The 13819-nt window shown below is 73.1% G+C and carries 12 protein-coding genes; 6 read left to right on the top strand and 6 right to left on the bottom strand.

All coding sequences use genetic code 11. The features are described 5' to 3' along the window. Window positions 1-52: 52 nt before the first annotated feature. From E9998_RS12165 to E9998_RS12145, 5 genes are all read right to left on the bottom strand, one after another. Window positions 53-967 carry an arginase family protein gene (locus tag E9998_RS12165; RefSeq protein ID WP_136529969.1) on the bottom strand — a complete coding sequence of 305 codons (915 nt, stop codon included), beginning with the start codon at window positions 965-967 and terminating at the stop codon, window positions 53-55. Between the two features lie 195 nt (window positions 968-1162). Beyond that, window positions 1163-2053, bottom strand: a complete 891-nt coding sequence (locus E9998_RS12160; RefSeq protein ID WP_136529968.1) for a co-chaperone YbbN — start codon at window positions 2051-2053, stop codon at window positions 1163-1165. Window positions 2054-2138: 85 nt separating this feature from the next. Next, complete coding sequence (rnhA, locus tag E9998_RS12155) at window positions 2139-2603, bottom strand: ribonuclease HI (protein WP_136529967.1); 465 nt, start codon at window positions 2601-2603, stop codon at window positions 2139-2141. A 10-nt stretch (window positions 2604-2613) separates the two neighbouring features. Then, window positions 2614-3198, bottom strand: coding sequence for a TMEM165/GDT1 family protein (locus tag E9998_RS12150; RefSeq protein ID WP_136529966.1), 585 nt, complete (start codon window positions 3196-3198; stop codon window positions 2614-2616). A gap of 233 nt (window positions 3199-3431) precedes the next feature. Beyond that, window positions 3432-4640: an MFS transporter gene (locus tag E9998_RS12145; RefSeq protein ID WP_136529965.1), complete on the bottom strand. Its 1209-nt coding sequence runs from the start codon at window positions 4638-4640 to the stop codon at window positions 3432-3434. A gap of 139 nt (window positions 4641-4779) precedes the next feature. Here E9998_RS12145 and E9998_RS12140 point away from each other — a divergent pair, with 139 nt between their 5' ends. Continuing rightward, window positions 4780-5937 carry an ROK family transcriptional regulator gene (locus E9998_RS12140; RefSeq protein ID WP_136529964.1) on the top strand — a complete coding sequence of 386 codons (1158 nt, stop codon included), beginning with the start codon at window positions 4780-4782 and terminating at the stop codon, window positions 5935-5937. 35 nt (window positions 5938-5972) lie between these two features. On the opposite strand, the gene E9998_RS12135 is transcribed toward E9998_RS12140, so the two are convergent. Beyond that, window positions 5973-8954, bottom strand: coding sequence for a glycine--tRNA ligase (locus E9998_RS12135; protein WP_136529963.1), 2982 nt, complete (start codon window positions 8952-8954; stop codon window positions 5973-5975). A gap of 490 nt (window positions 8955-9444) precedes the next feature. Between E9998_RS12135 and E9998_RS12130 the strand changes: the two genes are divergently transcribed. The 5 genes from E9998_RS12130 (at window position 9445) to E9998_RS12110 (ending at window position 13790) form a co-directional block, all read left to right on the top strand. Then, on the top strand, window positions 9445-9630 hold the full coding sequence (locus E9998_RS12130; protein ID WP_136529962.1) for a hypothetical protein: 186 nt from the start codon (window positions 9445-9447) through the stop codon (window positions 9628-9630). A gap of 162 nt (window positions 9631-9792) precedes the next feature. Then, window positions 9793-11127, top strand: a complete 1335-nt coding sequence (locus E9998_RS12125) for a radical SAM protein (protein WP_136529961.1) — start codon at window positions 9793-9795, stop codon at window positions 11125-11127. Further along, window positions 11124-12101: a M29 family metallopeptidase gene (locus E9998_RS12120; RefSeq protein WP_136529960.1), complete on the top strand. Its 978-nt coding sequence runs from the start codon at window positions 11124-11126 to the stop codon at window positions 12099-12101. Before E9998_RS12125 ends, E9998_RS12120 begins: the two co-directional genes overlap by 4 nt. After that, on the top strand, window positions 12098-12913 hold the full coding sequence (locus E9998_RS12115) for a M1 family metallopeptidase (RefSeq protein WP_136529959.1): 816 nt from the start codon (window positions 12098-12100) through the stop codon (window positions 12911-12913). The genes E9998_RS12120 and E9998_RS12115 overlap by 4 nt, the downstream gene beginning before the upstream one ends. Continuing rightward, window positions 12903-13790 (top strand): radical SAM protein, encoded by an 888-nt coding sequence (locus E9998_RS12110; protein WP_136529958.1) that lies wholly within the window; start codon window positions 12903-12905, stop codon window positions 13788-13790. Before E9998_RS12115 ends, E9998_RS12110 begins: the two co-directional genes overlap by 11 nt. The last annotated feature ends 29 nt before the right edge of the window (window positions 13791-13819 follow it).

The raw sequence follows: 13819 nt of genomic DNA, 5'->3' as shown, positions 1-13819 counted from the left end.
GAGCATCAATATGCGAAGGTGGCGGCTGCGAAACGGCGACGACGCCATCCGATTACTGGAGGGCTTCCACGAGGAGGTCGGCCAGGGCCTTGGCGTATTGGCCGTCGGGGTCGTAGTCGGGGTCGAAGACGGTGAGGTCCATGCCGACGCAGCGGTCGTCGGCGGCGCAGGTGGTCATGATCTGGCTGAGTTCGCCGAGGGAGATGCCGCCGGGGGCGGGGCCGTCGACGGCGGGCATGACGGAGGGGTCGAGGACGTCGACGTCGACGTGGAGCCAGAAGGTCGTGACGTCGCCGAGGGCCTCCAGGGCCCACTCGGCGCTGCGGCCCACGCCGCCGGCGCGCAGGGCCGGGACCGTGCGCATCGCGACGCCGGTGGCTTCGAGCTCGACGCGGTGCGGGTCGTCGGCCCGCAGGCCGAGCATGACGAGGTGGTCGGAGTCCACATAGGGCCGGAGGCCGCCGATGTCGGTGAGGTCGGGCTGGCCGCGGCCGGTCGCCAGCGCCAGCTCTTCGGCGGCGGCGGCGCCGACGTACTGGGAGTTGCCGGGGTGGCGGAAGTCGGAGTGGGCGTCGATGTGGATGAGGCCGCGGCTCTTGCGGTCGCGTTCGGTGCGGCGGCGGGCGGCGAGGGCGGGGCCGAGGAGGATCGAGCAGTCGCCGCCGAGGACGAGGGGGAAGCGGCGTTCCTGCCAGAGGCGTTCGACGCGGTCGGCGAGGCGGCGGGTGTACTCGGCGATGGCCTTGGCCTGGCCGACGCCGTCGCCGGGCCGCCAGGCGGAGGCGTCGAAGCGGGGCGGGGTGAGGCAGCCGGCGTCGAGGGCGTTGAGGCGCGTGAGGAGGCGGTGGTCGCGGAGGGCGCCGGGGGCTTTGGCGCAGCCGGGGACGGTGCTGGGGGTCGGGGGGCGCAGTCCGAGGTTCGAGGGCGCGTCGAGGACCGCTATGCGTCTCGATCGAGTCGCTGGCAACGCTCACCTCCCCACCACAGTTCCGGCCTCGCTAGCTTGACACAGTGCACGGCCTCGGCACCAGGTCGGGAAAGCGAACTCACCGTCCGGCGGTCAGGGGCGCCGTTCGGCGGTGTCGGGGCGCCGAACGGGCGAACCTCCGCGCCGTGGACGGCGCGGAGGTTCGAAGGTGTTGTGTCCCTTGGGGATCGGAGTCTAGAAGAGGACGGCTCCGAGCTTGCGGCGGGCTTTGGCGACGGCGGGGTCGTCGACGCCGGCGACGGTGAACAGCTCGACGAGGCGCTTGCGCACCCGTTCGCGTTCGTCGCCGAAGTGCTTGGCGACCAGGGCGATGAGCCGCTCGTAGGCGGCCTCGGCCTGCCCCGAGAGGAGCTGGAGGTCGGCGGCGGCGAGCGCGGCGTCGATGTTGTCGGGGTCGGCGTCGCTGATGGCGACGGCGTTGTCGGGGAGGGCCCCGACGCGGCGGAGCATCCGCACCTGGGCGAGCCCGGCCTCGGCCTCGCCGGAGGCCGGGTGGTTCTTGAGGTACTTGTCGTAGGCGGCCTCGGCGGCGTCGAGTTCGCCTTCGACCATGAGGTTCTCGGCGGCGGCCAGCTCGGGGTCGACGGGCTGGGGGACGTCGAGTCCGGCGGCCTGGGTGACGCGGCCGAGCCACTGGCGCAGGGCCTGCTCGGACTGCGGTCCCTGGAGGATGTCGAGCGGGCGGCCCTGGGCGAGCGCGACGACGGCCGGCAGCGCCTGGAGCTGGAGTGCGGCGGCGAGCTGCTGGTTCTGGAGGACGTCGGCCCTGGCGAGGACCCAGGCGCCGTTCGCCTCGGCGGCGAGGCCCTGGAGGAGGTCGCGGACCTGGAGGCTCTCGGGGACCTGGTCGGCCCAGAAGGCCACGATGACGAGCGCGTCGAGCGAGCGTTCGAGCACCTCGGTCTGGACGGTCGCGTCGGTGACGTCGACGGCGAGGACGCCGCCGGGCGCGCCGTGCTGGTGGGGCTGCCCCGCCTGGGCCTGCGCGGCCTGCTGCTGCGCGGCGGCGGCGAGGGTGCTGAGGTCGACGCCCCCGGAGAATCGTGACGGTACCTGGTCGCTCATGGTGGTGATTGTTCCATTCTCATCGTGGTCGGGCGGCGGGGGCCGGGTCCGGTGTGGGCCGCGCGGCGGCGGTCCGCGGGTGCGTTCAGCGGCGCCCGGCGGCCTCGTCGCGGCCCTGGCAGGCGAGCTTGTCGGCGCGCTCGTTGCCGGGGTCGCCGGCGTGGCCCTTGACCCAGCGCCAGTCGACGGTGTGTCGCGCGGCGGCCTCGTCGAGGCGCCGCCACAGGTCGGCGTTCTTGACCGGTTCCTTCTTGGAGTTGATCCAGCCGTTGCGCTTCCAGCCGTGCATCCAGGTCATGATGCCGTTGCGGACGTAGGAGGAGTCGGTGTACAGCGTGACCGCCATGGGCCGCTTGAGGGTCTCCAGGGCCTGGATGGCCGCCATGAGCTCCATGCGGTTGTTGGTGGTGGCCTTCTCGGCGCCGTACAGCTCCTTCTCCAGGTCGCCCCATTTGAAGTACACGCCCCAGCCGCCGGGGCCGGGGTTGCCCGAGCAGGCCCCGTCCGTGTAGATGACGGCGGTGTCCAGGTTCTCGTCCGGTTTCGGCATGACCGCCAGCTTAGTCCGCGAGCGCCGTCACGGCCTCGATGCCCAGCAGGACGCCGATCACGAGGAACAGGCCGGAGGAGACGTAGCGGACGACCTTCTCGGGGATGCGCTTGGCGACCCAGGCGCCGGCGAAGACGGCGAGGAGGTCGGCGGCGAGCATCCCGGCGGTGCCGCCGATCCACACGCCCCAGGGGTTGTAGCTGGAGCCCATGCCCATGGCGATGAGCATGGTCTTGTCGCCGAACTCGGCGAGGAACATCGCGGGGATGATGGTGAGCAGGCCCGACCGGCGGACCTTGACCTCGTGCTCCTCGTCGTCCTCGCCGCCGGCGCGCAAGCCCCAGAGCCCGAAGCCGATGAACAGACATGCGGCGGCGAGGCGGATCCAGTCGGTGGGCAGGAAGTTGCCGATGGCGGCGCCGACGCCGACGGACAGGCCGATGAGGGCGCCGATGGCGATGACGAGGCCGAGGATGACGGTGCGCATCCGGTACTTGGTGGCGAAGCTCAGTGCCATGAGCTGGCTCTTGTCGCCCAGTTCGCCGACGAAAATCGCGCCGAACGCGACGGCGGCTGCGACGAAGAAGAGTTCCATCGAGGGTGATCCTCCCAGTGATAGGGCCGGGAGGAGGGCAGTCTGCGACCTCGACCCGGCCGTACGGCCTTGGTCGAAGGTCTCGCTCGCCCCGGAGACCGAGGCCGCGCGGCCGGGTCCCAGAGAGACCAGTGTGTCGACCGCGGCGTTGGGAGCTACTCCCCTTCTGCGCCGACAAGTGTACGTGAGGGCCCGGCGCGGCGGCGACGGGCGCGGGGGTGACGCGGGCCGCTTCAGTCGACGAGGGCGGGGGCCTTCGCGTCGGCGGGGCGGCACAGGAGGGCGCGCATGGCGCCGGGCCCGGTGAGGGCCATGAGGGCGGCGAGCGCGGCGGGGACGAGGAGGGCGACGGTGAGGTTCGTGCCGCCGGCGAGGAAGCCGATGGCGGCGGGGCCGACGAGCAGGCCCGCGGAGCCGGACATGGACATGAGGGCGACGTCGGAGGGGGAGCCCCCGGCTTCGCCGATGGCGCTGAAGACGACGGGGACCATGACGGCGATGCCCGAGCCCGCGAGGATCCAGCCGGTCCATGCGAGCGGGAGGCCGATCGCGAAGGGGGAGGCGAGGACGAGGGCGTATCCGGCGACGGCGAGGCCGCCGGCCCAGGCGAGGGTGGGGCCGGGGCCGAGCCTGGCGCGGATGGGATCGCCCAGGAGGCGGAAGACGGTCATGGCGCAGGCGAACACGGTGAAGGAGAGGGGCGCGAGGGCCTCGTCGGCGTCGAGGACGTTGGCGGCGTGGAGGTTGGCCCAGTCCATCGCGCCGGATTCGACGAGGGTGCCGCCGGCGCCGAGGAGGAACAGGGCGGTGAGGAGGAGGGCGCCGATGCGGACGGCGTTCGCGGGAGTGCCGCCGCTGCCGCCGGCGGCGTCTCGACCCGGTGGCGGCAGCAGCGGACGTGTGAAGAGCGCCATGAGGATCGCGCAGGCGAACGCGACGGCGACGAGGATGGCCCGGTTGTCGAAGCCGATGCCCAGGAGCAGGGAGGTGGCGGCCCCGGCGGCGGCGCTGCCGAGGCTCCACAGGCCGTGGAAGGCGGAGATGATGGGCCGCCCGTAGCGCTGCTCGAGTTCGACGGAGTGGGCGTTGATGCCGACTTCGATGAGGCCGACGCCGATGCCGTAGAGGACGACGCCGCCCAGGAGCGTCGTGTAGTTCGGGGCGAGCGCGGGGGCGAGGAGGGAGAGCTGGGTGGCCGGGGCGGTCCACAGGAGGAGGCGGCGGCTGCTGATGCGGTCGGCGAGGCGGCCCGCGACGGCCATCGCGGCGAGGCCGACGAGCTGCACGAGCAGGAGCGCGGCGCCGAGGCGGGCTTCGCCGAGCCCGAGGCGGGCGTCGATGCCGGGCAGCGCTGCGGCCCAGGCGCCCATGACGAATCCGGAGGTCGCGAAGGCGCCGTGGAGGCCGATGCGGGCGCGGCGGAGTGCGAGCGGGTCGGTCATGAGGGTCCTGTCGGGTGCGGGGTGTTCTCGGGCGCGGAGTGTTTTGTTCCGGGATCGAACATAACAAGGGTCCGACGCCGTCGTCAACGTTTTTTGTTCACGACTTGAACAAAAAATGGAGGGCTGACATAATCACGCCATGCCACAGACGATGACGAGCGCCGACCTCCGGACGCGCAACCAGGTCCGGCTGCTGCGCGCCGTCCACGACGCCGACGCGCCGCTCACCCGCGCCGACGCCGCGCGGCGCCTGGGCATCGGCCGCAACACCGCCGGAGCGCTCGTCGCCGAGCTCGAACGGGCGCGCCTCCTGCACGAGGTCCCGGCCGAGACGAGCGGGCGCGGGCGGCCCACGACGCTGCTCGTCCCCCACCCGGACGGGCCGCTCGCCTTCGCGGTGGACTTCCGGGAGGACGCCTGGACGCTCGCGTCGGTCGCGCTCGGCGGCGCGATCACCGAACTCGAAGGCGGCGAGCACGACCGGACGCCGCGGGCCTTCGCCGACATCCGCGCGGCCATCGAACGGCACGCGAGCGGGCGGCTCGCCGTCGTCGGCTTCGCGACCTCGGGGCCGATCCGCGACGGCCGCCGCCTCCACATCTCGCACCTCGCATGGGAGGACGTCGAACTCGACGACCTCATCGGCGCCGACTGGCCGACCACCGCCGTCGACAACGACGCGCGCCTCGCGGGCCTCGCCGAGGCCCGGCGGGGGGCCCTGCGCGGCATGGGGACCGCGATGCACTTCCACATCGACTTCGACATCGGCGGCACGCTCCTGCTCGGCGGCGACGCCCAGCGCGGGGCGCACAACATCGCGGGCGAGTTCGGGCACATGCCGCTGACCGGGTCGGCGCTGCGGTGCATGTGCGGCGTGCTCGGATGCTGGAGCCTCGACGTGGGCGCGAACGCGCTCATGCGCCGCTTCGGCGGCGAACCCGGCTACGGCACCGGACGCGAACTCGCGCAAGAGGTCCTGCGCCGCGCCGAGGACGGCGACCCGGAGGCGGGAGCGGCCGTCGACGCGAACGCGGCGGCGCTCGGGAGGGGCCTGGGCGCGCTGGCGAACGCCCTCGACCCGGAGGCGATCAGCCTCTCGGGCCTCGGCGTGGACCTCATACGCCTGCGGCGCGAGGTGATCGAGGATCACTGCGCCGAGGGCCTCATGGCCTTCCGCAGGGACGAGCCGCCCCGAATCGTGTCCGGCACGGTCGGCGCCGCGGGCCCCCTCACGGGCGCGGCCGAGATCGCCTGGGACGCGATCCTGACCGAGGCGTGGGTGCGGGCGAGGAGGTGAGGCGCCGCCGGGTGCTCACACGCTCCGAGCGTGCGCTACAGGCGCAGGGCGCTCCAATCCAGTTGTCGTTCGGCGCGTTGAGCGATGGCGGTGAGGAGGGCGAGGCGTTGGGCTCGGGTGTTCGGGTCGGGGTCGTTGACCAGGACGTCGTCGAAGAAGGCGTTGGCGGCGGCGGGGAGTCCGGCAGCGGCCGCGGACCAGTCGGCGAGGCCGGTGCGCTCAGGGGCGGTGTCCGGAAGGGCGCAGGCTTGGTCGATGAGGGCCAGTTCGGTGTCGGTGGTGAGCAGGTCGGTCTCGTCGGTCGCGGCGGCGTCGGGGGGAAGGATGCGCCGGACCCGGCCGATCGCGGCCGCGAGCGCGCGGAATCGCTCGTCGTCGGCGAGCGCTTCGAGTTCGGCGAGGCGCTCGGCCGCGAGCGCGGGGCGGTCGGCGAAGGGGGCGACCGCTTCGATGAAGTCGGGTCGGCGGCCCTCGTCGGCGAGCTGTTGGGTGAGCCGGTCGCGCAGGAAGGCCGCCATCTCGTCGAGTCGGCCGTCGCCGACGGGGACGGGTTGGCGGGCGGCGGCCTCGCGGAGGGCGGCGGCGAGCGAGAGGTCCTTGAAGCCGGTGCGTCCACGGTGGATGGTCAGGAGGGCGATGGCGGCGCGGCGCAGGGCGAAGGGGTCTTTCGAGCCGGTCGGGAGGCCGACGGTGCCGCCGAGGCCGACGAAGAAGTCGAGCCGGTCGGCGAAGGCCAGGACCGCGCCCGAAGGGCTCGCGGGGAGCAGGTCGCCGGCGAAGCGCGGCAGTTCGGCCTCGAACAGGGCCTGCGCCACGGCCTCGTCGTGCCCGGCCTCGATCGCGTAGACGCGGGCCATCGTGCCGGCGAGGCTGGTCATCTCGGTGACCATCTGGGAGCCGAGGTCGAATTTGACCAGGCGCGCCGCCTGGTCGAGGACGGCCCGCTCGTCGGCGTCCAGGGCGAGGCGCTCGCTCACGTCGGCGGCGAGGGCGCGGACGCGGTCGGCGCGGTCGGCGATCGAGCCGAGGCCCTCGGCGAAGGAGAGGCGTTCGAGCCGCTGCCGCATGTCCGCGATGGGGGTCTTGAGGTCGGCGCGGTAGAAGAACGCGGCGTCCTCGAAGCGGGCGCGCAGGACCGCCTCGTTGCCCTCGCGGACCGTGTCGGTGTCGATGGGGCCGTTGGCGACGGCGACGAAGTGGGGCATGAGGCGCCCCTCGCGGTCGTGGACGGGGAAGTACCGCTGGTGTTTGCGCATGACGCCGGTCAGGATCGCCTCGGGCAGTTCGAGGTAATCCGGATCGAACGAGCCGAGCACCGCGGTCGGTTGCTCGATGAGGAACGCGACCTGGTCGGCGAGGGCCGCTTCGGCGTCGAAGTCGATCAGGCCCCCGGCGGTCTCGGCCGCGGCGCTCGCCTGCGTGAGGATCGCGGCGCGGCGTTCGGCCTCGTCCAGGACGATCCCGGCGGCGGCCAGGGTCGGGAGGTAGGCGTCGGCGTCGGGGACGCGGACGACCGGTTCGGCGTCCGAGCGGTGGACCCTCGTCCCGTCGGCGGCGGCGAGGCTGGAGACGGCCACGGGGACGACGAGGTCGCCCCACATGGCGAAGAGCCAGCGGATGGGCCGGGTGAAGGCGAGTTTCGGGTCCCTCCAGCGCATGTTCTTGCCCGAGCGCAGACCGGTGACGATCTCGGCGACCGCCGCGGCGAGGACGTCGAGGGCGTCGCGGCCGGTCTCGGTGCGGGTGCACGCCACGTGGGAGGCGCCGCCGGCCTCGACCGTGACCAGGTCGGCGGCGTCGACGCCGTTGGCGCGGGCGAAGCCGAGCGCGGCCTTGGTCGGGTTCCCGTCGGCGTCGAACGCGGCGGCGACCTTCGGGCCGCGGACGGTGACCTCGCGGTCGCTTTCGCGCGCGGCGACCGCCTCGATGCGGGCGGTGATCCGCCGCGGCGTCGCGTGGACGGCGACCGGACCATGTTCGAGGCGGGCCGCCCCCAGCACCGCGCGCAGGCGCTGCTCCACTTGGGCGAGCGCGGTGCGGGCCTCGGCGGGGGGCATCTCCTCGGTTCCGATCTCCAGGACCGCCGTCCGCGGCCCGGCCCCTTCGGGCACCGCGACCGCCTCGGGTACCGCGGCTGCGACGGGCTCGGCGGGCGTGGGCGCGGTGGCGGCGCGCTTGGCGATCCAGCCGGTGGCGACGCCGTTGGCGAGGGTGCGCATCCGGGCGAAGGCGGCGGCGCGGTCGGAGGTGGAGACGGCGCCGCGCGCGTCGAGCACGTTGAAGGCGTGGGACATCTTCAGGACGTTGACGTGCGCGGGAATCGGCAGGTCGGCCTCGACCAGGCGCGCGGCCTCGTCGCCGTAGCGGTCGAACAGTTCGCGGTGGGTCGCGATGTCGGCGTCGTCGAGGTAGTAGCGCGACATCTCGTACTCGTTCTGGCCGAACACCTCGCCGTAGCTGATGCCGGGCGCGTAGGCGATGTCCTTGAAGTGCGTGACCCCTTGCAGCGCCATGAGGATGCGCTCCATGCCGTAGGTGATCTCCACGGCGGGCGGGTCGAGGGTGACGCCGCCGGACTGCTGGAAGTAGGTGAACTGGGTGATCTCCAGGCCGTCGAGCCAGACCTCCCAGCCCAGGCCCCAGGCGCCGAGCGCAGGCGAGGCCCAGTTGTCCTCCACGAAGCGGACGTCGTGGGCGCGGGTGTCGATGCCCAAGGCGGCCAGGGACTCCAGGTAGACCTCCTGGGCGTTCCCCGGTTCGGGCTTGAGGATCACCTGGAACTGGGTGTGCATCTGGACGCGGTTGGGGTTGAGGCCGTACCGGGCGTCGTCGGGGCGGACCGAGGGCTCGACGTAGGCGACGTTCCACGGCTCGGGGCCCAGGACGCGCAGCGCGGTCGCGGGGTTGAGCGTCCCCGCGCCGACCTCGGTGTTCATCGGCTGCACGGTGAGGCAACCGCGGCCGCCCCAGAATTCGGTCAGGCGTGCCAGGGCGTCTTGCATGGTCGGTGCGGTCACGATGCTCACCTCGTCGTCGGATTCCATTGTGGTCGTTCAGGGTGACCTCGGCGGCCCGGGGCGCGAACGGGCCCGCGCGGTGCGCCGCGTCGGTCGTGGAGTGGTCGGCCGAGGGCCGGAAGGGGTCGGGCGTCGCGCGCTCGCGGGTCCGGTGGAGTCCGGCGGGCGTTGCGGCGGATGCGCATGGAGTTCCTCGCAGATGAAGACGACGCGTTCGTTCGCGGAATCCACCCGCGCGGCACCTGGTTCGATGTCGACCCGAGCCGATGGTAGCCGCGCGGCGCGCGCGTGCGCGAAGCGGGGCCGCGACGGGCCGTGACCGCAAGGCGCGCAACGCCATTACCATACCGGCCGATTCGGTGGGTTACGTCGCTTCGCCGACGTCCCCATCCGGACATGGGCATTGCACCCGAATGGGTGAGGCCGTGATACTGGGCGCGTCACCAACCTCGCCTACGACTCGTAGGCCTCGACAAGATCGGGGAACGGTATGCGCAAATTCGAAGTCGGTCTCGAAGGGCACGGGAACATCTGTGCCCGCTCCTCCAAGGTCGCCCTCTCGTTCTCAAAGGACGACAAGTCCGAAGAGGACTTCGAGGCGGACCTGATCGCCGCCCTCGAACAGTCCGAGGAGGTCAGGGTCGAGACTGTCGAGCTGGCGGAAGCCGGCCGATAGGCATCGACCAGGTTCAACGTGCGAGGTCTCGAACCTCCACGTTGGACCGTAATGGTCGCGGGGTGCCGTCGGGCCGGCGCCGCCTCCCGACCGGTCGTCCACCGCCGAGGACTCGGTCCGAATCGAGACGCCGTCAAAGACCCAGGGCAAACGGAGTGGAACGTGCAGCTGTTCGTCGACCGGTATATCCACCTTCTCGAGTTCGAAGGCCGCCATTACGCCTTCAACAGCCTCAGCCTCGACACCTGGCAGCTCACGCCCGCCGAGGCCCGGCTGCTCGGCGCGCACGCGGACGGCGCCGAGGCGGCGGACCCCGACGTCGACGTGGCCTCCCTGATCGCCGAGGGCCTGCTGGTGCCCGAGCGCACCGAACCGGGCAAGGCCATGCGGCGCCTCGCCGAGAGCCGCGAGTCCAAGGCGCGCCAGGGCCGGGGCCACTTCAACAACCTGCGCATCTCGCTCACCGAACGCTGCAACATGGCCTGCACCTACTGCTTCCAGCAGGCCCTCTACCCCGACGACCAGCCCCGGATGAGCGAGGAGACCCTCACCGAGACGCTGGAGTGGTTCATCGGCCAGGCCGAGGGCGACGACGTCAACATCCAGTACTTCGGCGGTGAGCCGATGCTCGAATGGCCGCTCATCCAGCTCGCCGACGCGTACGTGGCGAAGGCCCGCGACGAGGGCCGCATCGCCTCCTACCGCCAGACGATGACCACCAACGGCACCGTGCTCACCGAGAGCCGCGCGAGCTGGCTGCTGGAGCGCGAGTTCGACCTCATCTTCAGCTTCGACGGGCCGCCCGAGGTCAACGACCGGATGCGCATCTTCAAGAGCGGCCGCGGCACCTATGAGAAGGCCGCCGAGGGCATCAAGCGCTGGGCCGCCCTCGGCGGGAGCCCTTCGATCCTCATGACGGCCACGCCGCAGAACCTGCGGCGCCTGCCCGAGTACGTCCGCTGGTTCGTCGAGGAGTCGGGGATCGAACCGGCGCTCATCGCGCTGAACTCGCCGCAGCCGACCGCGGACGGCTGGGAGACCGGCGGCACCGAGCTCGCCCGCGTCGTCTTCGACATGTGGCTGTTCTGCCTGGAGAACGGCGTCACCTTCCAGGCCCCGGGCACCTTCATCCCGCTCCACCTGCGCACCAAGACCCCCCAGTCCGACCACTGCATCGACGGCAACCTCTTCCAGCCCGAGGAGAGCACCTGGCCGATGTACGTCAGCGCGGACGGGCGCCGCTCGCTGTGCCTGGTGCACCACAACGACCACCGGGTGGAGAGCCCGCGCGAGGCCGACCCGATCGAGTTCGGCCGCCGCTGGCACTTCGAGGGCCCCACCGTGGACGAGTGCGACGGCTGCATCGCCAGCCAGATCTGCGGCGGGCCCTGCACCCTGGAGAAGCTCCTGTGGGGCGGCGACCGCCTCAGCTCGGACCGGTGCGACTTCATGCGCACCATGACCGCCAAGGTCATCACCGCGGAGCGGACCGCATGAGCGGAGCCGGCCGGGCCGCCGAGGCGATGGCGGCGGCGATCGCGCTCCTTCGCCCGGCGCCGGGCCGCGCCCTCCTCGTCACCCGCGGCGACGATCCCCTGTGGATGCTGCTCGCGGACGCGTGCCGCCGCCTCGGCTGGCAGGTGGCGCACCGGACCCTCGACGACGGCGACCGGGAGTGGGCGCCGCCCGCCCCCGGCGAGCGCGCCGGACAGGTGCGGTTCCAGGGCGAACTCCTGCCGTGCGACCTCGTGGTGCACCACGACCCCTTCGGCGGGGACCCGCACGGCGGCGGCCCCGCCGACCTGGAGCGGCTGTGCGGCAACGGCACCGCGTTCGTCTGCGTCGACTACCCGCACGGCCTCGCCGACCCCGCGCTGCGCGCCGCGCTCACCGAGGTCTACCTGCGCGCCCTCGCCACGCCCCTCGACGCCCTCCGCGAGCGCGCCGACCGGCTCGCGCGGCGGCTCGACGCCGCCGACGCCCTCGAAATCCGCTTCGGCTCCGACGCCGAGGCCGACACCGACCGCGCCCTCCGCGTCGGCCGGCCCTGGAGCGTGCGCACCGACTTCGGCTCCGCCGCAACCGACCTCCCCGTGCTCCAGCTGCCGCTCGGCGAGGTGTGGATCGCCTGCCGTCCCGACTCGGTCCAGGGCCCGCTCACCGTGCAGGACGGCCCCGGCGAGGACCGGTCCCGCCGGTACACCGTCGAGGACGGGCGGCTGGTAGAGGCGGACGGGCGGCCCGCAGACCTGCGCCCGATCGTCGAGATCGGCTTCGGCGTCAACCCCGACGCGCGGTGGATACCCACGACCGCGCTGGGCGAGAAGGCCGCCGACTCCCTCCACATCGGATTCGGCGACAACACCCTCATCGGCGGCGACGTCGCCGACGACGTCCACTACGACCTGCCGCTGCCGCGAACGGCCCGCGCCCGCCTGGTCGGGGCCGCCGCCGAGGCGACGGCCCCGTGAACGGCGCGACGGCGGCGGACCTCGACCTCGGAGCCGTCACCGAACCCGTCGTGGCCGGCACCGGCGACCGGGCCGTGCACGGGCGCCGCTTCGACGACCCGATCGACGCGCGCGCGGCGGGAGCGCGTGCACTGCCCAACCTCGCCTTCCACAACCTCGACGCCCTCGCGCGCCTCGGCGACCCCCGCGTCGGCGAACTCGTCGCGCTCCCCGCGGGCGACGGCGGCTTCACAGCCCGCGCGCGCTTCGGCGGCGACGGCGGCTGCGACCGGGACTGGGCGCGGCTCGCCGAGGCGTGGCGGCGCTGCACCGACCGGTTCGGCGCGCTCGACTGGGACGTGGCGGTCTACTCCAGCGACCACGAATGGCCCCGCGCGCTCGCCTTCCCCGGCGTCGTCCTCGTCTCGGACCGCCTCGACGTCGAGGCCGCGGGCACCCAGTGGCTCTACCTGCTGCACGAACTGCTGCACCAGTGGTTCGGCGGCCTCGTCCGCTTCGCGCCCGACGCGGCCTGGGAGGCCTGGGTCGACGCCATCGCGTGGACCGTCGCCGCCGAGGTCCTCGGCGACCGCGCCGACACCGTCTACGCGGCCGTCTACGAACGCCAGATCCGCACCGGCGAGCCCGCGCTCGCCGAACGCGGCGCGCTCGTCCTGGCCGCGCGCCGCGCCCTCCGCGACGAGCCCGACCGGCTCGACCGCCTCGCCGACCGGACCGCCGAGGCCCGCGCCCGCGCCGGGGCGGGCCTGCCGCGCACCGTCGCCGCCGCGCCGACCCTCAACGCCGAGAAGGGAACGCCTCATGCTGGCTGACCAGACCTTCATGATCGCCAACTCGTGCAACCTCAGCTGCACGTACTGCTGGTACGAGGTCGGCTCCTCCTCGTACGCGCCGACCCCCGTCGACGCCCCGGTCTACGACCGCTGGCTGGAGCGGTGCCGGGACGCCGGGATCGCCGTCGAGCGCGTGAACTTCACCGGCGGCGAGCCGCTGCTGCGCGAGGACTTCCCCGAACTCCTCGCCGCCGCGTCCCGGCACGCCGCGGGCACCGCCGTCTTCACCAACGCCGTCCTCGTGCGCGACGCCACCGCCGAACTCCTCGCCGCCTCCGGCACCGAGGTCCACGTCTCGATCGACCACGTCTCCGACCACATCGGCGACCGGGTGCGCGGCGGCACGAAGGCCACGCTCAAGGGCATCGCCAGGCTCCTCGACAACGGCGTCCGCGACCTCCAGGTCTGCGTCGTCGTCACCGCGAAGAACCACGCCGACCTCCCCGAGATCGTCCGCTTCGTGCGCGAACGCGGCCTCGCCCTCGAACTCATGCCCGTCGGCGTCCCCGAGACCCACCCGCTCAGCCTGCGCACCATCGGGCCCGAGGCCACCGCGACGCTCTCGGCGCTCATCGAGGAGCAGCGCGACCTCCTCGGGCGCGAGGGCTACTACCGGCGGATGCGCCGGTACCTCGGCACCGGGCAGCTCTCCCCCACGCCCGGCTGCGCGGCCGCCGAGCAGGGGGTCTTCGTCAACGCCGACGGCGAGATCTGGCTGTGCCCCCAGCGCGACGCCGAGTCGTTCGGGAACATCGCGACCGCCGACCCCGCCGCCGTGCTCGAACGCAAGGCCGCCGCCGCCGCGGCGAAGCGGCCAGGGTCCTGCGTGAAGCTCGACTGCCTGGTGCTCACGTGAGGGCCGCGGCCGCAATGAGAATGGAGCGC

The sequence above is a fragment of the Glycomyces paridis genome, assembly GCF_004912155.1.
Taxonomy (GTDB): Bacteria; Actinomycetota; Actinomycetes; order Mycobacteriales; family Micromonosporaceae; genus Glycomyces; species Glycomyces paridis.
This window is presented reverse-complemented; position numbering and strand designations above follow the sequence as displayed.